Annotated in this window: 22 protein-coding genes; 7 read left to right on the top strand and 15 right to left on the bottom strand. The window is 72.1% G+C overall.

All coding sequences use genetic code 11. From position 1 onward, the window contains the following. Positions 1-14: 14 nt before the first annotated feature. The 10 genes from gmk to J3P44_RS07795 form a co-directional block, all read right to left on the bottom strand. Positions 15-629, bottom strand: a complete 615-nt coding sequence (gene gmk, locus J3P44_RS07840) for a guanylate kinase (protein WP_255889737.1) — start codon at positions 627-629, stop codon at positions 15-17. Continuing rightward, positions 626-949 (bottom strand): integration host factor, actinobacterial type, encoded by a 324-nt coding sequence (gene mihF, locus J3P44_RS07835; RefSeq protein ID WP_255889736.1) that lies wholly within the window; start codon positions 947-949, stop codon positions 626-628. Before mihF ends, gmk begins: the two co-directional genes overlap by 4 nt. Positions 950-1,158: 209 nt before the next feature. Continuing rightward, positions 1,159-1,590, bottom strand: coding sequence for a hypothetical protein (locus J3P44_RS07830; protein WP_255889735.1), 432 nt, complete (start codon positions 1,588-1,590; stop codon positions 1,159-1,161). Continuing rightward, positions 1,587-2,411: an orotidine-5'-phosphate decarboxylase gene (pyrF, locus tag J3P44_RS07825; protein ID WP_255889733.1), complete on the bottom strand. Its 825-nt coding sequence runs from the start codon at positions 2,409-2,411 to the stop codon at positions 1,587-1,589. Before pyrF ends, J3P44_RS07830 begins: the two co-directional genes overlap by 4 nt. Beyond that, positions 2,408-3,268, bottom strand: coding sequence for a beta/alpha barrel domain-containing protein (locus J3P44_RS07820; protein ID WP_255889732.1), 861 nt, complete (start codon positions 3,266-3,268; stop codon positions 2,408-2,410). Before J3P44_RS07820 ends, pyrF begins: the two co-directional genes overlap by 4 nt. Positions 3,269-3,291: 23 nt before the next feature. Continuing rightward, positions 3,292-4,101: an iron-sulfur cluster-binding protein gene (locus J3P44_RS07815; RefSeq protein ID WP_255889731.1), complete on the bottom strand. Its 810-nt coding sequence runs from the start codon at positions 4,099-4,101 to the stop codon at positions 3,292-3,294. Positions 4,102-4,106: 5 nt separating this feature from the next. Next, on the bottom strand, positions 4,107-5,159 hold the full coding sequence (locus J3P44_RS07810) for a quinone-dependent dihydroorotate dehydrogenase (RefSeq protein ID WP_255889730.1): 1,053 nt from the start codon (positions 5,157-5,159) through the stop codon (positions 4,107-4,109). Between the two features lie 4 nt (positions 5,160-5,163). Continuing rightward, positions 5,164-8,523, bottom strand: coding sequence for a carbamoyl-phosphate synthase large subunit (gene carB / locus J3P44_RS07805; protein WP_255889729.1), 3,360 nt, complete (start codon positions 8,521-8,523; stop codon positions 5,164-5,166). Between the two features lies 1 nt (position 8,524). Beyond that, positions 8,525-9,634 carry a glutamine-hydrolyzing carbamoyl-phosphate synthase small subunit gene (gene carA, locus J3P44_RS07800; RefSeq protein ID WP_255890020.1) on the bottom strand — a complete coding sequence of 370 codons (1,110 nt, stop codon included), beginning with the start codon at positions 9,632-9,634 and terminating at the stop codon, positions 8,525-8,527. Positions 9,635-9,850: 216 nt separating this feature from the next. Continuing rightward, positions 9,851-11,476 carry an ABC-F family ATP-binding cassette domain-containing protein gene (locus tag J3P44_RS07795; RefSeq protein ID WP_255889728.1) on the bottom strand — a complete coding sequence of 542 codons (1,626 nt, stop codon included), beginning with the start codon at positions 11,474-11,476 and terminating at the stop codon, positions 9,851-9,853. A gap of 188 nt (positions 11,477-11,664) precedes the next feature. Between J3P44_RS07795 and J3P44_RS07790 the strand changes: the two genes are divergently transcribed. Beyond that, a complete protein-coding gene (locus J3P44_RS07790) occupies positions 11,665-12,318 on the top strand; it encodes a DUF3060 domain-containing protein (RefSeq protein ID WP_255889725.1) in 654 nt (217 codons plus the stop codon). Between the two features lie 110 nt (positions 12,319-12,428). Further along, entirely contained in the window at positions 12,429-13,673 is a 1,245-nt protein-coding gene (locus J3P44_RS07785; RefSeq protein ID WP_255889724.1) for an acetyl-CoA hydrolase/transferase family protein, read from the top strand. 26 nt (positions 13,674-13,699) lie between these two features. Here J3P44_RS07785 and J3P44_RS07780 read toward each other — a convergent pair whose 3' ends face one another. Continuing rightward, a complete protein-coding gene (locus J3P44_RS07780) occupies positions 13,700-14,107 on the bottom strand; it encodes a VOC family protein (protein WP_255889723.1) in 408 nt (135 codons plus the stop codon). A 32-nt stretch (positions 14,108-14,139) separates the two neighbouring features. On the opposite strand from J3P44_RS07780, the gene J3P44_RS07775 reads away from it, so the two are divergent. Together J3P44_RS07775 and J3P44_RS25435 are read left to right on the top strand one after the other, a co-directional pair. Beyond that, positions 14,140-14,877 (top strand): VOC family protein, encoded by a 738-nt coding sequence (locus tag J3P44_RS07775; protein ID WP_255889722.1) that lies wholly within the window; start codon positions 14,140-14,142, stop codon positions 14,875-14,877. A 117-nt stretch (positions 14,878-14,994) separates the two neighbouring features. Further along, positions 14,995-15,645, top strand: a complete 651-nt coding sequence (locus tag J3P44_RS25435) for a DUF3060 domain-containing protein (protein WP_255889720.1) — start codon at positions 14,995-14,997, stop codon at positions 15,643-15,645. 10 nt (positions 15,646-15,655) lie between these two features. Here J3P44_RS25435 and J3P44_RS07765 read toward each other — a convergent pair whose 3' ends face one another. The 3 genes from J3P44_RS07765 to pyrR are packed head-to-tail and all read right to left on the bottom strand — an operon-like array spanning position 15,656 to position 18,446. After that, positions 15,656-16,945: a dihydroorotase gene (locus tag J3P44_RS07765; RefSeq protein ID WP_255889717.1), complete on the bottom strand. Its 1,290-nt coding sequence runs from the start codon at positions 16,943-16,945 to the stop codon at positions 15,656-15,658. Continuing rightward, complete coding sequence (locus tag J3P44_RS07760) at positions 16,945-17,883, bottom strand: aspartate carbamoyltransferase catalytic subunit (protein WP_255889715.1); 939 nt, start codon at positions 17,881-17,883, stop codon at positions 16,945-16,947. The genes J3P44_RS07765 and J3P44_RS07760 overlap by 1 nt, the downstream gene beginning before the upstream one ends. Further along, the gene (gene pyrR, locus J3P44_RS07755) at positions 17,880-18,446 is read right to left on the bottom strand and encodes a bifunctional pyr operon transcriptional regulator/uracil phosphoribosyltransferase PyrR (protein ID WP_255890019.1); all 567 of its coding nucleotides are present in this window, start codon (positions 18,444-18,446) and stop codon (positions 17,880-17,882) included. Before pyrR ends, J3P44_RS07760 begins: the two co-directional genes overlap by 4 nt. A 165-nt stretch (positions 18,447-18,611) precedes the next feature. Between pyrR and J3P44_RS07750 the strand changes: the two genes are divergently transcribed. Continuing rightward, entirely contained in the window at positions 18,612-19,226 is a 615-nt protein-coding gene (locus tag J3P44_RS07750; protein WP_255889713.1) for a class I SAM-dependent methyltransferase, read from the top strand. Positions 19,227-19,252: 26 nt separating this feature from the next. On the opposite strand, the gene J3P44_RS07745 is transcribed toward J3P44_RS07750, so the two are convergent. After that, entirely contained in the window at positions 19,253-20,533 is a 1,281-nt protein-coding gene (locus J3P44_RS07745) for an acetyl-CoA C-acetyltransferase (RefSeq protein ID WP_255889712.1), read from the bottom strand. Positions 20,534-20,728: 195 nt separating this feature from the next. Here J3P44_RS07745 and J3P44_RS07740 point away from each other — a divergent pair, with 195 nt between their 5' ends. Continuing rightward, entirely contained in the window at positions 20,729-22,063 is a 1,335-nt protein-coding gene (locus tag J3P44_RS07740) for a 3-oxoacyl-ACP reductase (protein ID WP_255889711.1), read from the top strand. Continuing rightward, complete coding sequence (locus J3P44_RS07735; protein WP_255889709.1) at positions 22,063-22,956, top strand: MaoC/PaaZ C-terminal domain-containing protein; 894 nt, start codon at positions 22,063-22,065, stop codon at positions 22,954-22,956. The genes J3P44_RS07740 and J3P44_RS07735 overlap by 1 nt, the downstream gene beginning before the upstream one ends. Positions 22,957-23,079: the final 123 nt, after the last annotated feature.

The following is a 23,079-nucleotide window of genomic DNA, read 5'->3' as shown; positions in this document are numbered from 1 at the left end:
GTGGATGTGCCTCGCTAGTCAGATCGGGTGGAAACGGGTCCAACCATCAAGGCTACCAACTGCTCGGCTGCAGCGTGAACTTCGTGGTTGACGATGGTCACGTCGAACTCGCTCTCGGCGGCCAGCTCGGCCCGCGCGGTCTCGAGCCGGCGCTCCCGCTCGGCCTCGCTCTCGGTGCCGCGCCCGACGAGCCTGCGTACGAGCTCGTCCCAGGACGGTGGTTTGAGGAAGACGAACAAAGCCTCGGGCATCGTCTCGCGCACCTGGCGCGCGCCCTGGAGGTCGATCTCGAGCATCGCCGGGTGCCCGGACGCCAGCGCGAGGTCGACGGGACCGCGCGGCGTGCCGTAGCGGGCCGCCTGGTGGACGACCGCCCACTCCAGGAGGTCGCCCCTCTCGATCATCGCGTCGAACTCCTCGTTGGAGACGAACCAGTAGTGGACGCCGTTCTCCTCACCCGGGCGCGGCGCGCGGGTGGTCGCGGAGACGGAGATCCAGACCTCGGGGTGCCGACGGCGTACGTCGGCGGCCACGGTGCCCTTTCCCACGGCCGTCGGGCCGGCGAGGACGATCAGGCGGGAGCGGCGAGGAGGACTGGCGGCAGAGTCGGAGGACCCGGACTCGATCACGGCGCGTCGGGGCCGAACTCGCGCTCGAGCGCAGCGACCTGCTTCACGCCCAGGCCGCGGACGCGGCGGCTCTCGGCGATGCCGAGCCGCTGCATGACCTGGCGCGCGCGCACGCGGCCAAGGCCCGGGACCGACTGGAGGAGCTCGACCACGCGCATCTTGCCGATGACCTCGTTGGTCCGGCCCTCCTCGAGGACGTCGAGGATCGAGCCACCGGAGTTCTTGAGGCGGTTCTTCACCTCGGCCCGCTCGCGTCGGGAGGCCGCAGCCTTGTCGAGGGCTGCCTGGCGCTGCTCGGGCGTCAGAGGGGGCAAGGCCACGAAAGCTGTCCTTAAGGGGTCGGTCCGGCGGTGGTCCGGCTCAATCTAGTCAGGTCCCGTCGGGGCAGGCAATTGCACCGGCCACTTCGGCCGCGCCCCGGCGTCTGTTCATCAAGGTATGCAGGTCAACCGGCACTTCCCGCGTTCAATTGACCCGGGGAAGTGCGGGTTGGACGACATACCGTGGTGAACAGTCAGCGACGTACGACCTAGCGCGAGAGGGGCGTCCCGCACACGTCGAGGGCGTGCTGCTCGACCGCCGCCATCGCGGTCACCGTCTGCTCGGAGCCGACGTCCCGGGCGGCGGCCTCGACGGCCTCGCGGCCCTCGTCGTCGAGGTCGGCCGGGGGCTCGTCCGCGGCGTACGACGACGGGTCGACGCCGTTGTCGGCCAGCACCTCCTCGAGCCGCCGCAGCGGGTCGATCACCGCGTCCCAGTCGTCTGCGATGTCACGCGGAGCCTCCTCGCGCAGGTCGTCGTAGGTGTCGAGCGCGTCGAAGATCGCGCCGGGGTCCTCCGACGCCGCGACGTCGCTCAGCTCCCGCTGGTGCTCCTCGACCCCGTCGCAGTAGTCGGCCTGGGGGTCCCCGGAGCACCCCACAGCAAGGGGGACCAGCAGGAGCAGGGCGGCCAGCCTCACGCGCCCAACCCGTGCACGGCCTCGTTGCCGCGCACCGCCGCGTCCCGCAGTGCCGTGCGGTCCGGCCCGGCGCGCAGCACCTCGCGCGACGAGCTGGGCAGCGCCCAGCGCGCGGCGGCACCGAAGATCCGGCGCATGTCCTCCGTGGTGCCGCCCTGGGCGCCGTAACCGGGCACGAGGAAGGGGCCGTTGATGTCGAGGTCCTCCGCGGTGGAGCCGATGGTGGCGCCGACGACGGCCCCGAACGAGCCCACCGGCGCGGCGCCGTCGTTGAGCCGGCGGAGGTGGTCGAGCACGTTGCCCGCCACGGTGCCGTCGGCGGTGCGCGCGTGCTGGACCTCCGGGCCCTCCTTGTTGGAGGTGAGCGCCAGGACGAACAGGCCGCCGCCGTGGCGCCGGCAGGCCTCGATCATCGGGTCGAGCGACCCGAAGCCGAGGAAGGGGCTGGCGGTGACCGCGTCCGAGGCGAGCGGGGAGGCCGGGTCGAGGTAGGCGTCGGCGTAGGCCTGGCTGGTGGAGCCGATGTCGCCCCGCTTCACGTCGAGCAGCACCAGCGCACCGGCGGCCCGCGACTCGGCGATGACGCGCTCGAGGACGGCGATGCCCCGGCTGCCGAACCGCTCGTAGAAGGCGCTCTGCGGCTTCACCACGCTGACCACCGGCGCCACGGCCTCCACCACGGTGAGGGCGAACCGCTCCAGCGACGCGACGTCGTCGCCGAGCCCCCACTCCTGCAGGAGGGCTGCGTGCGGGTCGATGCCGACGCAGAAGCGCCCGCGCTCCTCGATCGCGTGGGCCAGCCGGGTGCCGAACGGCGTCATGCGTCCTCCTCGGACGGTGTGGGGGTCGATGGGTGGCGAGTCGGGTCGAGCTCGGCCCGCAGCCGGGCCACGGTGGTCGGGTCGTGGAGCAGGGCGGTGCCGACCTGGACGGCCGTCGCGCCAGCGGTGAGGTAGGAGCGAGCCGATGCGAGGTCGCGTACGCCTCCGCAGCCGATCGTGGGGAGGTCGGGCAGGGCCTGGTGGACAGCCGCGACGCACCTGAGGGCGATCGGGGCGATCGCCGGACCGCTGAGTCCTCCGGCCCTCCCGTCGGGGAAGGCGGCGGGGACGGCGTTGCCGATCACGATCGCGGTGGCGCCGGCCTCGTGGCACGAGCGGGCGCCCTCGACGACTCGGGAGACGTCGGGGCGGAGCTTGGCCAGCACGGGCCGGTCGGCCGGGAACTCGCGGCGCACGGCGGCGATCACGCTGGCCGAGTGGTAGGGCTCGCGGACCTCGAAGAGCCCGAGACCCACCTCGTCCGGTGCCCCGACGTTGACCTCGAGGCCGGCCACGCCCGGCGCCCGGCTCAGGCGGCGCGCCAGGTCGGCGTACTCGCCCATCGTCGAGCCGGCGATGGAGACGATGACCCGCGCACCGGCCCGCACCAGCCACGGGAGCTCGGTGGCCAGGAAGTGCTCGAGCCCGGGGTTGGGCAGCCCCACGGCGTTGACGACCCCGCCGGGGACCTCGACCAGCCGCGGACCGGGTCCGCCCTGCCGGGCGTCGAGGGTGATCGAGCGGGTCACGAAGTCGAGGCCCTCGAGGCCTGCGGGACCGGCGTACGGCTCGAGCTCGCGCCCGGTGCCGCCGCAGCCGGCGGCGACCAGGACCGGCCCGGGCAGCCACGCGCTCATCGGGGTGGTCCTCCGTGGGTTTGTCACAGGTCGTCCCACCGGACGCGGTCACCCCGCACGACGGGACCCTCGGTGCAGGCCCGGACGACGCGGTCCACGCCGTCCTCCCCCACGACCGGGAGGGGGCAGCCGTGGCAGAGGCCCGTGCCGCACGGCATCGAGGTCTCGACCGCCACCTGGCTCCAGGCACCCACGCGCTCGGCGGCACCTGCAGCGGCGCGCAGCACGTGACTGGGGCCCGCTGCGTAGACGACATCGGCCTCGCTGCGACGTACGAGGTCGTCGACGTGGTCGCCCACGGTGCCGCGCTGGCCGACCGACCCGTCTGCGGTGAGGACGGTGACGGAGCGGGCGGACCGCCGCGCCTCCAGCGCGGAGAGCAGCCGCGCCTCGTCGGGCGCGGACACCACGAGCGAGACCGCGCAGCCGCGCTCGCGCAGTCGCTCGGCGAGGGGGAACAGCGGTGCTGCGGCGTAGCCCTCGCCCACGAGCAGGCAGGAGACCGCCTCCTTGGGCAGGGCGAACGCCCGACCCAGCGGTCCGGTGATCGCGACCTTCGCGCCGACAGGCTGGGCGGTCAGCCAGGCGGTGCCACTCCCCCGGGCCTCGACCACGACGTCGAGCGTCGGGCCGAAGGCGCTGGAGGCGCGGACCCGGTGCACCCAGAGGGTCCGGCGCGTGACGTGGCCCGCCACGCTCACCGCCACGAAGTTCCCTGCGCGGAAGCGTTCGGGCACTCCCGGCGCCGTGAGGGTCAGGTGACGGTAGCCCCCGATGCGCTTGCTGGCGACGACCTCGCCGTCGACGTGCACGGGGGCACGCGCCTCAGGCATGCACATCACTGACCACGGGCGAGTCCCCGCACGATGCGCCGCGGCCACAGCGGACCCTCGTAGACGAACGCGGTGTAGCCCTGGAGCAGGTCTGCCCCGGCCGCGAGGCGCCGGCGCGCGTCGTCGACCGTGGTGATGCCCCCGACGCCGACAATGGTCAGGTCGGGTCCGACGCGCTCGCGCAGCAGGCGGACCACGTCCTCGGACCTGTCGGTGAGCGGACGCCCGCTGAGGCCTCCGGCGCCGATCCGCTCCACCTCGGCACGCGGACTGGCGAGCCCGTCGCGGCTGATCGTCGTGTTGGTGGCGATGATCCCGTCCAGCCCACTGGCGAGCGCGAGGTCGGCCACCGCGACCACGTCGTCGTCGCTGAGGTCGGGCGCGATCTTCACCAGCAGCGGCACGCGGTGGTTGGGCCGCACCTCGTCGGCGCGTCGTCGTACGGCGGCGAGCAGGGGCTCGAGCTTCTCCACCGCCTGCAGGTCGCGCAGGCCGGGCGTGTTGGGTGAGGAGACGTTGACGACGAGGTAGTCGGCGTGGGGTGCGAGCAGGCCGGCCGACTTCTCGTAGTCGCGGACGGCCTCCTCCTCGGGCACGACCTTGGTCTTGCCGATGTTGACTCCGAGGATGGAGCCGCCGCCCGCGGCCCGCCAAGCGGCAAGCCGCCGCGCCACGACCTCGGCGCCGTCGTTGTTGAAGCCCATCCGGTTGACGATCGCGCGGTCCGCGGTGAGCCGGAACAGCCGCGGCTGGGGGTTGCCCGGCTGCGCCTCCCCCGTGACCGTGCCGACCTCCACGTGCCCGAATCCGAGGGCCGCCAGCCCGTCGATGCCGACGGCGTTCTTGTCGAACCCCGCGGCCAGGCCGAGCGGGTGCGGGAAGGCCAGGCCCATCGCGTTCACGTGGGAGGTCGCCCCGGCTCGCCGCTCGAGCGGCGTGCGGACGAGCCGGCTCGTCACGGGTGTGGCTGCCCGGATGGCACGGAACGCCGCGTGGTGGATGCGTTCGGGGTCCACCCGGGTCAGGGCCTGCTCGAAGACGACGTCGTACGGCTTCACCGGCTCAGGCGGTCCCGCCGTCGCCGGTCGTCAGCCGGGCCCAGTCCTGCAGCGACCGGACGCCGATGTCGCCGCGGCGCATCGCCTCGAGCCCCTGCACGGCGGCTCCCAGACCCTGGATGGTCGTGATGCAGGGGATGTCGGTGGCCACGGCCGCGGTGCGGATGTCGTAGCCGTCCATGCGGGGCGAGCCGCCGCTGGTGGCGCCGTGCGGTGTGTTGATGACCAGGTCCACCTCGCGTGCCCAGATGCGCCCGACGATCGTCGGCTCGCCGTCAGGGCCCTCGCCCTCGGACTGCTTGCGCACGACGGTGGCCCGGACGCCGTTGCGCCGCAGGACCTCGGCGGTGCCGGCGGTCGCGAGGATCTCGAAGCCCATGTCGGCGATCTGCTTGACCGGGAAGATCATGTGCCGCTTGTCGCGGTTGGCGACCGAGACGAAGACCCGGCCCGACAGCGGGAGGGAGCCGTAGGCCGCGGCCTGCGCCTTCGCGAACGCGGTGCCGAAGAAGGCGTCGAAGCCCATCACCTCGCCGGTCGAGCGCATCTCCGGGCCGAGCAGCGCGTCGACCGTGCGGCCGTCGGCGGTCTTGAACCGGTCGAAGGGCAGGACCGCCTCCTTGACCGCGATCGGCGAGCCGTCGGGCAGGTGGCCGCCGTCGCCGACAGCGGGCAGCACGCCCGCAGTACGCAGGTCGGCGATCGACTCGCCCAGCATCACCCGGGCGGCCGCCTTGGCCAGTGGGGTCGCCGTCGCCTTCGACACGAACGGCACCGTCCGCGAGGCACGCGGGTTGGCCTCGAGGACGTAGAGCACGTCGGAGGCCAGGGCGAACTGGATGTTGAGCAGCCCCCGGACGTCGAGCCCGCGGGCGATCGCCTCGGTGGAGCGCCGGATCCGGTCGATCTCCTCGCGCCCGAGCGTGATCGGGGGGAGGGCGCAGGACGAGTCGCCCGAGTGGATGCCGGCCTCCTCGATGTGCTCCATCACGCCGCCGAGGAAGAGCTCCTCGCCGTCGAAGATGGCGTCCACGTCGATCTCGACCGCGTCGTCGAGGAAGCGGTCCACCAGCACCGGCTGGCGCTCGTTGATCAGCCCGTTGGCGACGTACTTCTCGAGGTAGGCCTCGAGCGCGGCGTCGTCGTAGACGATCTCCATGCCGCGTCCGCCCAGGACGTACGACGGGCGCACGAGGACCGGGTAGCCGATCTCGTGGGCGATCCGCTGGGCTTGGGGGTACGACGTCGCGGTGCCGTGCTTGGGCGCCGGCAGGCCGGCGTCGGCGAGGACCCGGCCGAACGCTCCCCGCTCCTCGGCGAGGTGGATCGACTCCGGCGAGGTGCCGACGATCTCGACCCCCGCGTCGGCGAGGCCCTGCGCGAGCCCGAGCGGCGTCTGTCCGCCGAGCTGGCACACCACGCCGGCGATCGGGCCGGCCTTCTGCTCGGCGTGGACGATCTCGAGGACGTCCTCCAGCGTCAGCGGCTCGAAGTAGAGCCGGTCGGAGGTGTCGTAGTCGGTGCTCACCGTCTCCGGGTTGCAGTTGACCATGATCGTCTCGTAGCCGGCCTCGGCCAGCGCCATGGAGGCGTGCACGCAGCTGTAGTCGAACTCGATGCCCTGCCCGATGCGGTTGGGCCCGGAGCCGAGGATGATCACGGCCTCCTTGCCCTCGGCCCGCGGCTCGACCTCGGTCTCCTCGTCGTAGGAGGAGTAGTGGTAGGGCGTGCGTGCGGCGAACTCGGCGGCGCAGGTGTCGACCGTCTTGAAGACCGGGCGGATCCCGAGGGCGTGCCGGACGCCGCGGATCACGTCGGCGCTGAGGCCACGGATCCGGCCGATCTGCTCGTCGGAGAAGCCGTGCCGCTTGGCCAGGCGCAGCAGCTCGGGGGTCAGCTCGGGTGCGTCGATGAGCTGGACGGCCACCTCGTTGATGAGCGCCAGCTGGTCGAGGAACCACGGATCGATCTTCGTGGCCTCGAAGATCTCCTCCGGAGTGGCTCCGGCGCGGATCGCGTCCATCACCTTCTTGAGGCGCCCGTCGTGCGGGACGCTGATCTCCTGGAGCAGCCTGGCCTTCGTCTCCGCGGAGGCGAGCTCGTCGTCGAAGTGCTTGTGCCAGTCGAAGGGCGCGTGCTTGCTCTCCAGGGAGCGAAGGGCCTTCTGCAGGGCCTCGGTGAAGTTGCGGCCGATGGCCATCGCCTCGCCGACCGACTTCATGTGCGTGGTCAGCGTCGGGTCGGCCTCGGGGAACTTCTCGAAGGCGAACCGCGGGACCTTCACGACGACGTAGTCGAGCGTCGGCTCGAAGGAGGCCGGCGTGCTCTGTCCGTCCTCCCGGACGGTGATGTCGTTGCGGATCTCGTCGAGGGTGTAGCCGATGGCGACCTTGGCGGCGATCTTGGCGATCGGGAAGCCGGTCGCCTTCGAGGCCAGCGCCGAGGAGCGCGAGACGCGGGGGTTCATCTCGATGACGATCAGCCGCCCGTCCGCCGGGTTGACGGCGTACTGGATGTTGCAGCCACCGGTGTCGACGCCGACGGCGCGGATGATGCCGATCGCCAGGTCGCGCATGGCCTGGTACTCGCGGTCGGTGAGCGTCATCGCGGGCGCGACGGTGATCGAGTCGCCCGTGTGGACGCCCATCGGGTCGAGGTTCTCGATCGAGCACACGATCACGCTGTTGTCAGCGCTGTCGCGCATGACCTCGAGCTCGTACTCCTTCCAGCCGATGATCGACTCCTCGAGGAGCACCTCGGTGGTCGGGCTCGCGGCCAGGCCGGAGCCGCCGATGCGGCGGAGGTCGGCCTCGTTGTAGGCCATCCCCGACCCCGTGCCGCCCATGGTGAACGACGGCCGGACGACCATCGGGTAGCCGAGGTCATCAGCGGCCTCGAGGAGGTCGTCCATCGAGTGGCAGATCACGCTGCGGGCGCTCTCGCCGCCGAGCTGCTCGACGATCTTCTTGAACTGCTGGCGGTTCTCACCGCGCTCGATCGCCTCGATGGACGCGCCGATCAGCTCGACGCCGTACTTCTCCAGGACCCCGGCCTTGTCGAGGGCCATCGCGCAGTTGAGCGCCGTCTGCCCGCCGAGGGTCGCCAGCAGCGCGTCGGGGCGCTCCTTGGCGATGACCTTCTCGACGAACTCCGGCGTGATCGGCTCGACGTAGGTCGCGTCGGCGAACTCGGGGTCGGTCATGATCGTGGCGGGGTTGGAGTTGACCAGGACGACCCGCAGGCCCTCCTCGCGCAGCACCCGGCACGCCTGGGTGCCGGAGTAGTCGAACTCGCAGGCCTGGCCGATGATGATCGGCCCGGAGCCGATGACCATCACGGACTGGATGTCGGTGCGCTTGGGCATGTCAGGCCCCCTTCCGCTCGGACATGAGATCGGCGAAGCGGTCGAAGAGGTAGGCCGCGTCGTGCGGCCCGGCGGCAGCCTCGGGGTGGTACTGCACGGAGAAGCTCCTCAGCGCGCCCTGCTCGTCGCGCAGCTCGAGGCCCTCGACGACGTCGTCGTTGAGGCAGACGTGGCTGACGGTCACCTCGCCGAACTCCGTCGTCGTGCTGCCCTCGAGCGGCGCATCGACGGCGAAGCCGTGGTTGTGGGCGGTGACCTCGACCTTTCCGGTGGTGCGGTCCATCACCGGCTGGTTGATGCCGCGGTGGCCGTACTTCAGCTTGTAGGTGCCGAAGCCGAGCGCGCGACCGAACAGCTGGTTGCCGAAGCAGATCCCGAAGTAGGGCAGACCGGAGCGCAGCGCACCCTGCAGCAGCTCCACCTGGGCGGTGGTGGCCGCCGGGTCGCCGGGGCCGTTGGAGAAGAACAGCCCGTCGGCGCCGACTGCCTGGACCTCCTCCAGGGTCGAGGTCGCCGGCAGCACGTGCACCTCGATGCCGCGCTCGCTCATCATCCGGGGCGTGTTGGCCTTGATGCCGAGGTCGATCGCCGCCACGGTGAAGCGACGCTCGCCCTGTGCCTCGACGACGTACGCCTCGGGGGTCGAGACCGCCTCGCTCAGGTTGGCACCGGCCATCTGGCCGTGCTCGAGCACCCGCTGGAGCAGCCGCCCGGGGTCGGTCTCGGTGGTGGAGATGCCGACGCGCATCGCGCCGCGCTCGCGCAGGTGCCGGGTCAGGGCGCGGGTGTCGACGCCGGAGATGCCGACGACGCCCTGGTCGCGCAGCTCGTCGCCGAGACCGCGGACGCTGCGCCAGTTGGACGGCACGCGCGCAGGATCGCGGACGACGTAGCCGGCGACCCAGATGCGCGAGGACTCCGGGTCCTCGTCGTTCATCCCGGTGTTGCCGATGTGCGGAGCCGTCATCACGACGACCTGGCGGTGATAGCTGGGGTCCGTCAGCGTCTCCTGGTAGCCGGACATGCCGGTCGAGAAGACTGCTTCGCCGAAGGTCTCGCCCTCGGCACCGAAGGACTCACCGCGAAAGGTGCGACCGTCCTCGAGGACCATGATCGCAGGGGCAGGCAGAGCCACGCCGTACCTCCTTCTCCGCCTCACGGGACGGATCGTTAAAGGATGTTCGAGCCGACGCCGACCTTACCAGCGGACCGGTCTCCGGACGGCATCGCGTCCACGACACGACTCGAGCGGACGCCGGGCCGCTCGACTCCCGCCATGACGGGGTCCCAGCGTCCACGGCGAGCACCCAGTCCACGGCACGGTCGATCACCCGACCGGCGTCAGCGTGAGCTCCGGACCGGCCCACCGGCGCCGCAGCCACCGGTCGTGGGAGGCCAGGAGGACCCCGCCCGGAGCCGTCGCCAGGGCCTCTTCCAGCTCGCCGGCCAGGGCGAGCGAGACGTGGTTGGTGGGCTCGTCGAGCAGGAGCAGGTCGGGTGCGGCCGCGATCGCGACGGCCAGTCCCAGCCGTCGTCGCTGGCCGACCGACAGGCTGCCGACGGCCGTGCAGTGGTCGCGCGGGTGCAGCAGCCCGAGGTCCCGGAGCCGCGGTGGGTCGGGGAGCCCGCGGACCGCGTGGTCGTACGTCGCGGCGGCGGAGCGCGTGGGGTCCGCCACCTGCGGGTCCTGGGTCAGCTCGCGGACCCGGCGGGCGGTGACCTCCACCGTGCCGGTCGTGGGCTGGAGCCGCCCGGACAGGACGCCGAGCAGGGTCGACTTGCCGGAGCCGTTGGGGCCGGTGAGCAGCAGGTGCTCCCCCGCCGCCAGGTCCAGCCGTGCCAGCCGCGTCCGGCCGGCGACCTCCAGGTCGCGTGCCTGCACCAGTCGCCCGGTCGCGGCCGTGGTCAGGTCGCCCCGGAAGGCGAGCGGTGGTGGCGGCTTGCGCACCTGCTCGCGCTCGGCCACCTCGAGCCGCCGCTGGGCGTCGCGCTTGCGCCTGGCCAGGGTCTGGTCCACCCGAGCGCCCTTGAAGGAGCAGATGTACTTGTCGCCGTCCGTCGGCCCGCGGTCGTGCGCGATCGCGGCGGTGCCGATCCGCGTCGCCGCCCGGAGCCGGGCGATCTCCTCCTGCTGCTCGGCGTACGTCGTCTCCCACCGCCGCCGCGCGTCCGCCCGCGCAGCCTCGTAGGCGCTCCAGCCGCCGCCGAACCGGCGGCCGCCGCTCCCGTCGGTGCCGAGCTCCCCCGCGTCGAGGTCGACGAGGTCGGTGCAGACGTCGTCGAGCAGGACCCGGTCGTGGCTCGCCAGCACCACGACGCCCGGCAGGTCACGGAGGAAGGCGGTGAGCACCTCGATCGCGTCGTCGTCTAGATGGTTGGTGGGCTCGTCGAGGAGCAGGCACGTCGGCCGGGTCGTCATGATCGTGGCGAGGGCCAGACGGGTCCGCTGGCCGCCCGAGAGCGTGCCCACCGGCCGCTGGGGGTCGAGGTCGTCCAGCCCGAGCCTGGCGGCCGCGAGGGCCGCGCGCCGGTCGGCGTCCCAGGCGTCGTGCGTGAGCGCCTGCTCCAGCGCACGCGCGTACGCCTCGTCGCCCTCTGCGGTGCCCGTCGCCCCGGCCAGCCGCTCGACGTCCGCCACCGCGGTGCGCAACGGCGCCAGGGTGAGCGCGAGGACCTCGGCGACGCTGGCACTGTCGCGGAAGGGCGGCTCCTGGCCGAGCAGCACGAGGTCGGCAGGAGCCTGGATGGTCCCGGAGAGCCGTGCCCGAGCAGGCAGCCTGCCGGCGACTGCGCGCAGCAGCGTCGACTTGCCCACGCCGTTCTCCCCGACGAGCCCGATCCGGCGACCCGGCTGGGCCACGAGGTCGATGCCGGTCAGGACGGAGCGGTCGGGGTAGGTGACCGAGAGGCCGCCGATGACGAGCGGGGCGAGGATGGTGGTGGATCCGGGCATGCGGACGTCCTTCGAGATCAGGAAGGGACTCGCCGGGCTCGAGGCGCACTGGGGCGCCGCCGCGGACGCGAGTCGGTTCAGTCCTGGATCCACATGATCAGGCCATCGTAGGGACCGTCCGTCGCCGCCCCAACCGATTTTCCCGCCGTCCGGTTTCCCGGGGTCTCGGGCGGGGCAGCATCGCCGACATGCTCTCCACGACATCCGCCCTGTCCCGTGCCGCCCTCGCGGCCGCCACCTCCCTCACCCTCTCCGCCGCGCTGCTCGGCGCGAATCCCCCGGCGCACGCCGACGTGGTCCTCGACTGCGGGGGCGGGTCCATCACCGTCGACCAGAGCGTTGAGACGGTGGCCGTGACGGGCACCTGCGTCGACGTCGTCGTGTCGGGCAGCAACACCGAGGTCACGATGCCGGCGGCCGCGAGCCTGACGGTGACCGGCGCCAACACCGACGTGACCGCCACCGGCCACCTCGGCACCGTGGACCTCGGAGGCGGCAACAGCCGTGTCACGGCTCCGAGCGCCGGGGACGTGACCGTGTCCGAGGGCAACGACTCCGCCACCTTCGCGGGCACGATCGGCCGCGTGAAGCTGCTCGCCGGCAACGTCGAGCTGAAGGCGGACCACACGGGCGACGTGCTCATCAGGACGGCCAACGCCACCTTGAAGGCGACCAGCTCGACCGAGGTGGTGGTGCGCGGCGCCAACAACCGGGTGCGCCTGACCCGGCTGCCCTCGCTGAAGGTCGTCGGGCCCAACAACACGGTCGTGGTGACCAAGGGCATGACAAAGGTCGTGGTCCGTGGTGCCAACAACCACATCCGGGTGCACCGACGGGCCTGACCGCCGCGGACGCGCGTCGCCTCGGCCCTGGATCCACCTGGTCCACCGGCCCGGGTCACGAGGGCCGAATGGCCCATTCATCGTGCCGCTGGTGCTGACACTCTGGTGGCATGCGCGTCGTCGAGCTCGACCAGGCCGTCCGTTCCGCCCGCGAGCACTGCGAAGGGCTCGACGCACGGGTGACCCCCCGCATCGTGACCAGCGGCAACTTCGCCTCACCGGTGTCGCTGCTCGGTCCCCTGCTGGCCGAGCTTCCTGCGGCCCGTCTCCACGCACTCAATGCGCAGCCGGACCTGCCGCTGCACGACGGGGTCGTGCCGGAGACCACCTTCGTCGGCCCCGGCTTCCGCCGGCACCCACGGCTGTCCTACGTCCCCTGCCGGCTGTCGATGGTGCCCCGGCTCTTCCACGGCCCGCTGGTGCCGGACGTCGTGGTCGTGCACACCACGATCCCCCGCGACGGCCGGGTCTCCCTCGGCCTCGAGGTCAACGTGCTGCCGGCCGCCATCGAGGCCGCTCGAGCCCGCGGCGCACTGGTCGTCGCCCAGCTCAACCCGCTGATGCCGTGGACCTTCGGCGACTCGGAGATCCTGGTCGAGGACATCGACCTCGGTGTCGAGATCGATGCGCCCCTGGCCACCCACACCGCCCGTCCGCCCAGCGACGACGCGCGGCTGATCGGCTCGCGCGTCGCCCGAGAGATCGGTGACGGCGCCACGCTGCAGGCGGGCATCGGCGAGGTGCCCGACGCCACGATCGCCGGGGTGCTCGAGCGTCGTGGTCTCCGGATCTGGACGGAGATGTTCAGCGACGGCGTCCTCGCCCTCGAGCAGGCCGGTGCGCTGGACCGTGGCACGCCGGTGCGTACGTCGTTCGTGTTCGGCAGCCAGGAGCTCTACGACTGGGTCGACGACAACCCGCGAGTGCGGATGCTGCGCACCGAGACGACCAACTCCCCCGCCGAGATCGCCCGTCAGCCCGCGATGACGTCGATCAACACCGCGCTCCAGGTCGACCTGTTCGACCAGGCCAACGCCTCGCGGATCGGGGCACGCATCTACAGCGGCTTCGGTGGCCAGACCGACTTCACCGTGGGGGCGAGCCACTCACCCGGCGGCCGGGCCTTCATGGCACTCCGCAGCTGGCACCCGCGAGCGGACGTGTCGACGATCGTCCCGCTGGTCGACGAGCCGGTGACGTCCTTCCAGCACGGGGCGGTCGTCACCGAGCAGGGCGTCGCCTGGATGTGGGGACGCGACGAGCGCGAGCAGGCGCGCAACCTGATCGAGCAGGCCGCCCACCCCAGCGTGCGCGAGGACCTCTGGGAGGAGGCCCGGGCGCTCGGCCTGGCCTAGGCGCCCTTGGCAGGGACCGCCTCGGCTCACGCCACGAAGACGCAGAAGACGTGGCCCTCGGGACTGGCGTAGGCCCGCAGCGGCTCGTCGGGGTCGTCCGTGCGGTCGAGGCGCAGCTCGCCGCCGAGCGCGATGACCCGCTCGTGGACGGCGTCGAGCGCGGCGCGCGTCGGCACCGTGGTGTCGAGGTGGGACACCGACGGGTGGCCCGGCTCGGGCCATCGGCTGGCGGGGAGCGACTCCACCTCCTGGATCGCCAGGCAGCGCCGCCCATCGGGCCGGGTGAGCACCAGCCAGTCGGCGTCGTCCGGCCCGTCCGGCACCTCGTCACCGGGTCGGTAGACCAGCCCCAGCAGCTCGCGCCAGAACTCCGCCTCAGCCCGGACGTCGCGGGCGTCGAGAACCGTGTGCAACAGCTGTGGGACATCGGTCATCGCCCGACTGTACGAGGTGTCAGGATCGGGGCATGAGCCATTCACCGGCAGCGTGGATCCAGATCTTCCTCGACACGCCGGCCGCCGAGTTCGAGGACGCCGTGGCCTTCTGGTCGGCGGTCACCGGGTGGCTGCCCTCGGCGCGCCGCGGCGAGGACGGGCAGTTCCTCACGCTGCTGCCGCCCGCCGGACCGGCGTACGTCAGGATGCAGGCCGTCGACCGCTCGGCCGGCATCCACCTCGACCTCGACTCGGCCGACCGCCCGGCGAGCATCGACCGGGCCCGCTCCCTGGGCGCGACCACTGCGTGGACCTACCACGACGTCGAGGTCATGCGTTCGCCCGGCGGCTTCACCTTCTGCCAGACGCTGCTGGAAGGCGAGCCGACCCTCCTGCGCGACGGCTCGACGATCCTCGACCAGGTGTGCCTCGACGTCCCGTCGGGCGCATGGGACGTCGAGACAGCCTTCTGGCGCGACCTCACCGGTCGCGACCTCCAGCAGGGCTCCGTGCCGGGGTTCGCCCGGCTCGTCGAGGACGGCCGGCCTCGCATCCTCCTCCAGCGTCTGGAGGAGGCCGACGGACCGGTGCGGGCCCATCCCGACCTCGCATCGGCCGACCGTGCGGCGGACGTACGACGCCACGTCGCACTGGGTGCCACCCTGCGCGCCGAGCACGCGCTCTGGTCCGTGCTCACGGCGCCGGGCGGGCAGGTCTACTGCCTCACCGACCGGGATCCCCTGACCGGAACCGTGACGCGGCCAGTGTGAGTGGGCCGCTAGGAGTGGGCCGCTGGGAATGGGCCGCTGTGACCCGGCCCACGGCGCTTCGGTCCTCGAGTGCGTACTCTCGGTATGTACCTGTTCCCGAGCCGACGAGGACCACTTGTGAAGCGCACGTCCCGGACCACCGCCACCCTCCTGCTCCTCCTCGGCACCACCGGGACAGCCGCGGCCATGGCCGCCCCGGTCCACTCCGACGGGATCGCCCTCCCCGTCCAGTGCGAGGTCGGGCGCGAGACCGTGCTCCCGTGGGACGACGTCGCCTACGACCTGGGTGGGACTTGCGGCGTGGTGAGGGTGACCGCTGACGACGCCACCGTCACGATGCCGGCCGCGACCGAGCTGATCCTCGAGGGCACCGGCAACGCCGTGACCGCCAAGCCGCTCGCCGCCGTGCACCTCGTCGGCGCCGGCAACAGCGTGAGCACCCCGTCGATCCAGACCTTGACGGTCACCGGGGCCGGCTCGACGGTCACCGTGGCCGGCCTCGTCGAGCGCGCCGAGCTCACCAGCACCTCGTCGTCGCTCAGCGCCGGCACCCTCAACGTCCTGCGCATGCGCGGGTCGGACTCGGTCACCGCCGCCACGACCTATCGCACCCGGATCACCGGCTCCGACAACCTCCTCGCCGTGACCCGCGCCGACCGGCTCGTGCTCACCGGCGACCGCAACTCCGTGGCCGTCACCCGAGGCCGTACGACGGTCCGCGACCGCGGTCAGGACAACGTGCTGGACCTGCGCCGCCGCACCAGCTGAGCGGGTCGGGTCAGGCCTGGACCAGCGCACCGTCGCGCACGGTCACCCGACCGGCGTAGACGGTGTGCACCACGCGCGAGGTCAGGCTCCGGCCGTGCCACGGGTTGTTGCGCGACAGCGACGACGAGGCGTCGCGGTCCACGGTGACGTCGGCCTCGGGGTCGACGAGGACGACGTTGGCCGGTGACCCCGGTGCCAGCACCCGGCCCTGTCCGCCCAGCCCCGCGATGCGAGCCGGGGTGACCGACATGACCCGCGCGATGTCGGCCCACGAGAGGTCCTCCATCACCGTGCGGACCACGCCCAGGGCCGTCTCCAGGCCGAGCATGCCGAATGCCGCATCGACGAAGGCGTGCTCCTTGTCGTGCCGCGCGTGCGGCGCGTGGTCGGTCGCGACGGCGTCGATCGTGCCGTCGGCCAGCGCCTCGCGTAGGGCGTCGACGTCCTCCTGCGGCCGCAGTGGCGGGTTGACCTTGAAGGTCGGGTCGTAGCCGGTCAGCAGGTCAGTGGTGAGCAGCAGGTGGTGTGGCGTGACCTCAGCCGTGACGTCCCAGTGGCCGTCCTGCCTGGCCTGCGCCTTGGCCCAACGCAGCACCTCGACCGAGCCGGCCGTCGACACGTGGGCGACGTGGACCCGCGAGCCGGTGTGACGGGCCAGCATCACGTCGCGCGCGACGATGACCTCCTCGGCGATGCCGGGCCATCCCGGGAGGCCGAGCCGGCCGGAGAGCTCGCCCTCGTGGCAGCAGGCCGCTGGACCCGCCAGGGTGGGGTCCTGGGAGTGTTGGGAGACCACGCCGCCGAACGCCTTGACGTACTCCAGGGCGCGTCGCATCACCCGGGCGTCGTGGACGCACTTGCCGTCGTCGGAGAACACGGTCACACCCGCCCGGGAGCGGTGCATGAGCCCGAGCTCGGCGAGCTCCTCGCCCCCGAGACCGCGCGTCACGGCCCCGACCGGCTGCACGTGCACCAGGCCCGCCTCGCGGCCCAGCTCCCACACGCGGGTCGCGGCCTCGGCGGTGTCGGTCACCGGGGTGGTGTTGGCCATCGCGAGCACGGCCGTGTAGCCGCCCAGGGCCGCGGCCTGCGAGCCGGTCAGGATGGTCTCGGCGTCCTCGCGTCCCGGCTCGCGCAGGTGCGTGTGGAGGTCGACGAGACCGGGCAGGGCGACGAGGCCCTCGGCGTCGATGGTCTCGGCGCCCGACGGGGCTGTGTCGACGAACGACCCGCTGTCGTCGACGTAGAGGTCCGTCGTCTCCTCGCCGAGCAGCGAGGCTCCCTTGATCACCAGCGACATCAGGCAGTCCCTCCTTGGGGCTCTCCGGCGAGCAGGTGGTAGAGCACGGCCATCCGGATCGCGAGCCCGCTCGAGACCTGCTCGAGCACGACCGACTGCGCCGCGTCCGCGGCGTCGGCGGCGATCTCGAGACCGCGGTTCATCGGCCCGGGGTGGCAGATCGGTACGTCCGGCTTGAGCAGCGCGAGCCGGTTGCGGGTCAGTCCGTAGCCGACGGTGTACTCCCTCGCGCTCGGGAAGTAGGCACCGGACATCCGCTCGCGCTGCACCCGCAGCATCATCACGGCGTCCGCGTCCGGCAGCACCGCGTCGACGTCGTACGACGTCTCGAAGCCGGCCGAGGCCGACCACGCGCCTATCCCGCTCGGCATCAACGTGGGAGGCGCGACGACCGTGACGCGCGCGCCGAGCCTGGTCAGGCACTGCACGTTGGACCGGAAGACCCGGCTGTGCGTCAGGTCGCCGATGATCGCGACGTGGCGGCCCTCGAGCGAGCCGAGGCGCCGTTGCAGGGTGTAGGCGTCGAGCAGGGCCTGGGTCGGGTGCTCGTGCATCCCGTCGCCGGCGTTGACCACCGAGGCGTCGACCCATTCGCTGACCTGCACGGCCGCGCCGCTGGCGGGGTGCCGGATGACGAGCCCGTCGACTCCCATCGCGCAGACAGTCAGCACGGTGTCGCGGAGGCTCTCGCCCTTGGAGGTGCTCGAGCCCTTGGCGCTGACGTTGATGACATCGGCCGAGAGCCACTTGCCCGCGATCTCGAACGACGACCGGGTGCGCGTGGAGTCCTCGAAGAACATGTTGACGACCGTGCGTCCGCGCAGCGCGGGCAGCTTCTTGACCTCCCGGCTCTGCACGTCGTGCATGTCGGCGGCCGTGGCGAAGAGCGCGTGGATCTCGTCGGTGGAGAGGTCGTCGATGGAGAGCAGGTGCTTCACGAGATGCTCACCTCGTCGGTGCCGTCGATCTCGGTGAGCCGGACGCTGACCCGCTCCGCGAGCGCGCTGGGCAGGTTCTTGCCGACGTGGTCGGCGCGGATCGGCAGCTGGCGGTGCCCGCGGTCGACCAGCACGGCGAGGCGCACGGCAGAGGGACGGCCGAGGTCGGCGAGGGCGTCGAGGGCGGCGCGGATGGTGCGGCCGGAGAAGAGGACGTCGTCGACCAGGACGACCACCTTGCGGTCGATGCCCCCGGCCGGCAGCGCAGTCTTGTGGGCACGCCGCGTGGGCTGGGACCGCAGGTCGTCGCGGTAGAGCGTGACGTCGAGCTCGCCCACCGCGACGGGTGCGCCCTCCACCGCTGCGATCCGCTCGGCGATCCGGCGGGCCAGCGGCACGCCGCGGGTGTGCAGCCCGAGGAGCACCAGGTCGTCGGCGCCCTTGTTGCGCTCGAGCAGCTCGTGGGAGATCCGGGTCAGCGCCCGGGAGATGTCACGGGCGTCGAGGACGGTGCGATCCGCCCTCTCCGGGCCAGTGTCGGGTCTTGTCCCAGGGGCAGGCATCTGCACGCCGGACCTCCTTCTCCGCCTCACCGGACGGCTCGTTAAAGGATGTCGATCGGCCCCGACCCTACCGGAGCCGACCGGCGCTCGGCGAAGGTGGCTGCGGGGAGGAGTACCGTGACAAGGGAGCGGTACTTTCCGTCTCACGCAGGTCAGGAACTCAATATGGGCATCGGCTACGCCACCGCATACCGCGCCGGGATCATCCCGTGGGAGAAGGCGGGCCGAGAGGACCAGCCCACCCTCGAGCACCTCCTCGACCGCGAGGAGGACGACCGGCCGGACGGTCTCAAGCGCGCCATCGACCTCGGCTGCGGCCGCGGCGCGAACACCAAGCTCCTCGTCGACCGCGGCTGGGACGCGATCGGCGTCGACAACGTCCGTCAGGCCGTCGATGTCGCCGTACGCCGCAACGGTCTCGAGGACGCCAGGTTCGTCATCGGGGACGTCCGGCACCTCGTCCACTCCGGGGTCGGCTCCGGCTTCGACCTCTTCCTCGACGTCGGCTGCTTCCAGAGCCTGGACGACGCCGGCCGCACGCTGATGGCGGGAAGTGTCACCGAGCTCGCCGAGCCGGACGCCACCGTCCTGATCCGCACGGGTGGTCGCCGAGCCTGGCCCATGCGGCGGCCACGAGAGGTCGTCAGCCGCGACATCGAGCGGGCCTACCGCGGCTGGTCCGTGACCGCCGTGACGGGCATCGCCTCGACCGACAAGGCGGCACCCACCCGGGCTCCCGGCGGCGGCCGGGGCGAGTGGTTCAGGCTCACCCGCACCTGATCGTCGCGGACGGGTGAGCGCTCGGCTCACCTCTCCAGGATGGCGACGACTCCCTGGCCGCCCGCGGCACAGATGGAGATGAGGGCACGACCCGAGCCCTTCTGCGCCAGCAGCTTGGCCGCGACCGGGACGATCCGTCCACCGGTGGCGGCGAACGGGTGCGCTGCGGCGAGCGACGAGCCGTTGACGTTGAGCTTCGCGCGGTCGATCGACCCCAGCGGGACGTCCAGTCCGAGACGCTCCTTGCAGAACACGGGGTCCTCCCACGCGGCAAGTGTCGAGAGCACCTGCGAGGCGAAGGCCTCGTGGATCTCGTAGTAGTCGAAGTCCTGGAGGGTCAGGCCGTTGCGCTCGAGCATCCGCGGCACCGCGTACGCCGGGGCCATCAGCAGGCCCTCGTGCCCGTTGACGTAGTCGACGGCGGACGTCTCGGCGTCGACCAGGTGCGCCAGCACGGGCAGCCCACGCTCCTCGGCCCACTCGTCGGTCGCGAGCAGCACTGCCGACGCGCCGTCGGACAGCGGCGTGCTGTTGCCGGCCGTCATCGTGGCCGACGCGCCCTTGCCGAAGACCGGCTTGAGGGTGGCGAGCTTCTCGACCGAGGAGTCGGGACGCATGTTGTTGTCGCGCTCGACGCCGCGGAACGCCGTGATCAGGTCGTCGTGGAAGCCCTCGTCGTAGGAGCGCGCCAGGTTGTGGTGCGAACGGGCCGCGAGCTCGTCCTGGGCCTCGCGGGCGATGCGCCACTCGAGCGCGGTCAGTGCGGCGTGCTCACCCATCGACAGGCGGGTGCGCGGCTCGCCGTTCTGGGGGATGTCGAGGCCGATGTCGCCGGGGCGGATCGCGCCGAGCGCCTTGAGACGACTGGCGGCGTCCTTGGCGGAGTTGACCTTCATCAGCTTCCTGCGCAGCTTGTCGCTGATCGCCACCGGCGCGTCGGAGGTCGTGTCGGTGCCGCCGGCGACGCCGGCGTCGATGACGCCCAGGGCGATCTTGTTGGCCACCTGGATCGCTGCCTGCAGGCCGGTGCCGCAGGCCTGCTGGATGTCGGTCGCAGGGGTCTCGGGCGCGAGCTTGGAGCCGAGCACGCACTCGCGGGTGAGGTTGAAGTCGCGCGAGTGCTTGAGCACGGCGCCGGCGACCACCTCGCCGACGCGCTCGCCCTGCAGGTCGAACCGGTCCACGAGGCCGTCGATGGCGGCGGTGAGCATCTCCTGGTTGGAGACCCCGGCGTAGACCGTGTTGGAGCGGGCGAACGGGATGCGGTTGCCGCCGACGACGGCGACGGGGCGGGTGGTGGGCTGCATGCGGGCTCTCCTGGATCACAAGACTGGTGACGAGACTGGCGGGGCGCGCCTGCTCCTATCCTTGCCGGTGTCCCACCCGTCGCCAACGATGTGAGGGGCACGTCACGAAATCTGGACGTTGAGTTGCACAACGAGTTACATGGCCTCGTCCCAGTGTCTACACCTCCCCATCCGACCCAGAGGGATCCCGTCACCATGAGCGACCGCTATCAGGGCTTCGCGTCCACCACGATCGGCCGGATGGTCGTCAAGAACCTCGGCCTGCCCAACCCCACCCCGCTCGAGCGCTGGTCCGACGGCGGCCCGCTCGTCGACGGCATGGTCGTGCTGGGCGGCTCCGGTCGCCTCGGCGAGGTGCTGCCCACGACGCTCGACGGCCTCGGGATCGCCTCGGCCACCGAGCTCGAGGAAGGCGCGAGCGCCAAGGCCCTCGTCTTCGACGCGACCGGCATCGAGGACACCGCCGGGCTCGTCGCCCTGCAGGGGTTCTTCACGCCGTTGATGCGACGGCTCGCGTCCTGCCCCCGCGTCGTGGTGATCGGTACGCCGCCGGAGCTGCGGTCGGGCTCGGAGCGGATCGCCCAGCGCTCGCTCGAGGGCTTCACCCGCTCGCTCGGCAAGGAGATCGGTCGCGGCGGGACCGCGCAGCTGGTCTACGTCGCTCCGGCAGCGGACGGTGCGCTGGCCTCCACCCTGGCCTTCCTCCTCTCCCCCAAGTCGGCCTACGTCTCGGGACAGGTGGTCCGGGTCGGCGCCCACGGCGCCACCTCGACCGACGAGGTCGCCGACTGGACCCGCCCGCTGGCCGGCAGCGTCGCCCTGGTGACGGGGGCCAGCCGTGGCATCGGCGAGGAGATCGCCCGCGTGCTCCACCGTGACGGCGCGACCGTCGTGGGTGTCGACGTGCCCCAGGCGGCCAGCGAGCTCCAGACGTTGATGGCCGAGCTCGAGGGCGACCACCTCTTCCTCGACATCACCGCCAAGGACGCCCCGCAACGGATCGCCCACCACGTCAAGGAGCACCACGGCGGCGTCGACGTGGTCGTCCACAACGCCGGCATCACCCGCGACAAGCGGATCGCCAACATGGCCGAGGACCGCTGGAACAGCGTCATCGCGGTCAACCTCACCGCCCCGGAGCTGATCACGCGCGAGCTCCTCGACTCCGGCGTCGTCAACGCCGGCGGCCGGATCGTCGGCGTGGCCTCGATCGCGGGCATCGCCGGCAACGTCGGCCAGACCAACTACGCGACCTCCAAGGCCGGCGTCATCGGCCTCGTGGAGAGCCTGCGCGACGACCTGGACGACGGCATCACCGTCAACGCCGTGGCCCCGGGCTTCATCATCACGCAGATGACCGCGGCCGTGCCGTTCGCGACCCGTGAGGTCGGCCAGCGGCTCAACGCGATGGCGCAGGGCGGTCTGCCCGTCGATGTCGCCGAGACCATCGCCTGGTTCGCCAGCCCGGGCTCGGGTGCGGTCAACGGCAACGTCGTCCGCGTCTGCGGCCAGATGATGTTGGGCGCCTGATGGCCACCGCTCCGGCCCAGACGAAGACGCTCTCGGGCGAGCCGGGCGGGCTCAGCACGCTCGTGCGTGCCGCCCTGCCGGTCGTGCCGGGTGTCAACCGGCTCCCGGGGGTCCGGAAGGGCCCGGCGAGGGACTTCACCGGTCTGGCCTACTCCCGCGAGCGGGTCGTCGCCGAGCGACCGCGCGTCGATGCGTACGCCGCCGTGTGCGGTTTCCCGCTCAAGGACGTCCTGCCCCTCACCTTTCCGCACATGCTGGCGTTCCCGCTGCACATGGCGATCATGAGCGACCCGGCCTTCCCCTTCCCCGCGATCGGCATGGTGCACGTCGAGAACACCATCACCGCCCACCGCGCCCTCGGGGTCGGCGAGGCACTCGACCTGACGACCGAGGTCGGTGCCCCCCGGCCGCACACCAAGGGCGTGCTGCTCGACTTCGTCACGACCGTCTCGGCCGACGGCGAGACGGCGTGGGAGTCGACCTCGACCTACCTGCGCCGCGGGCGCCTGGTCGAGGGCGAGCCCGCGCCCGGCCTGGCGATCGTGGACCCGCCCACCGGGGGGGTCGAGTGGCGGCTGCCGGCCAACCTCGGTCGCACCTATGCCGGGATCTCGGGCGACGCGAACCCGATCCATCTCTACCCGCTGACCGCGAAGGCGCTGGGCTTCCCGCGCCAGATCGCGCACGGGATGTGGACCAAGGCCCGCTCCATCGCGGCGATCGAGAATCGCCTGCCTGCGGCGCTCACCGTCGAGGTCGCCTTCAAGAAGCCGGTCTTCCTCCCGGGCACGGTCGCCTTCGCGGTCCGTCAGGACGACGCCGGCTGGACGTTCGCGCTGACCAGCCCGAAGGACGGTTCGCCCCACCTGCTGGGGCGTACCCGCTCGGCCTGAGCGCGCATCCGAGGATCGCCGCCCGCCATGACGTTTCATCACGGTATGTAGGCGAAGCGGCACTTCCCTAGGTCAGCTGGCCATGGGAAGTGCTGATCGAGCGACATCCCATGGTGAAGCGTC

This window comes from Nocardioides astragali (assembly GCF_024436375.1).
In the GTDB taxonomy this organism is placed as follows: domain Bacteria; phylum Actinomycetota; class Actinomycetes; order Propionibacteriales; family Nocardioidaceae; genus Nocardioides; species Nocardioides astragali.
Note: the sequence above shows the minus strand (reverse complement) of the source record. Positions and strands in the feature narration are given on the sequence as shown.

Bases quoted from the DNA above. Each gene is read 5' to 3' on its own strand.
- pyrF (WP_255889733.1), bottom strand. From the start codon at position 2,411: ATGACGCCGTTCGGCACCCGGCTGGCCCACGCGATCGAGGAGCGCGGG.
- J3P44_RS07820 (WP_255889732.1), bottom strand. From the start codon at position 3,268: ATGAGCGCGTGGCTGCCCGGGCCGGTCCTGGTCGCCGCCGGCTGCGGC.
- J3P44_RS07815 (WP_255889731.1), bottom strand. From the start codon at position 4,101: ATGCCTGAGGCGCGTGCCCCCGTGCACGTCGACGGCGAGGTCGTCGCC.
- carB (WP_255889729.1), bottom strand. From the start codon at position 8,523: ATGCCCAAGCGCACCGACATCCAGTCCGTGATGGTCATCGGCTCCGGG.
- carA (WP_255890020.1), bottom strand. From the start codon at position 9,634: ATGGTCCTCGAGGACGGTCGCACCTTTCGCGGTGAGTCCTTCGGTGCC.
- J3P44_RS07795 (WP_255889728.1), bottom strand. From the start codon at position 11,476: ATGCCCGGATCCACCACCATCCTCGCCCCGCTCGTCATCGGCGGCCTC.
- J3P44_RS07790 (WP_255889725.1), top strand. From the start codon at position 11,665: ATGCTCTCCACGACATCCGCCCTGTCCCGTGCCGCCCTCGCGGCCGCC.
- J3P44_RS07785 (WP_255889724.1), top strand. From the start codon at position 12,429: ATGCGCGTCGTCGAGCTCGACCAGGCCGTCCGTTCCGCCCGCGAGCAC.
- J3P44_RS07780 (WP_255889723.1), bottom strand. From the start codon at position 14,107: ATGACCGATGTCCCACAGCTGTTGCACACGGTTCTCGACGCCCGCGAC.
- J3P44_RS07775 (WP_255889722.1), top strand. From the start codon at position 14,140: ATGAGCCATTCACCGGCAGCGTGGATCCAGATCTTCCTCGACACGCCG.
- J3P44_RS07765 (WP_255889717.1), bottom strand. From the start codon at position 16,945: ATGTCGCTGGTGATCAAGGGAGCCTCGCTGCTCGGCGAGGAGACGACG.
- pyrR (WP_255890019.1), bottom strand. From the start codon at position 18,446: ATGCCTGCCCCTGGGACAAGACCCGACACTGGCCCGGAGAGGGCGGAT.
- J3P44_RS07750 (WP_255889713.1), top strand. From the start codon at position 18,612: ATGGGCATCGGCTACGCCACCGCATACCGCGCCGGGATCATCCCGTGG.
- J3P44_RS07745 (WP_255889712.1), bottom strand. From the start codon at position 20,533: ATGCAGCCCACCACCCGCCCCGTCGCCGTCGTCGGCGGCAACCGCATC.
- J3P44_RS07740 (WP_255889711.1), top strand. From the start codon at position 20,729: ATGAGCGACCGCTATCAGGGCTTCGCGTCCACCACGATCGGCCGGATG.
- J3P44_RS07735 (WP_255889709.1), top strand. From the start codon at position 22,063: ATGGCCACCGCTCCGGCCCAGACGAAGACGCTCTCGGGCGAGCCGGGC.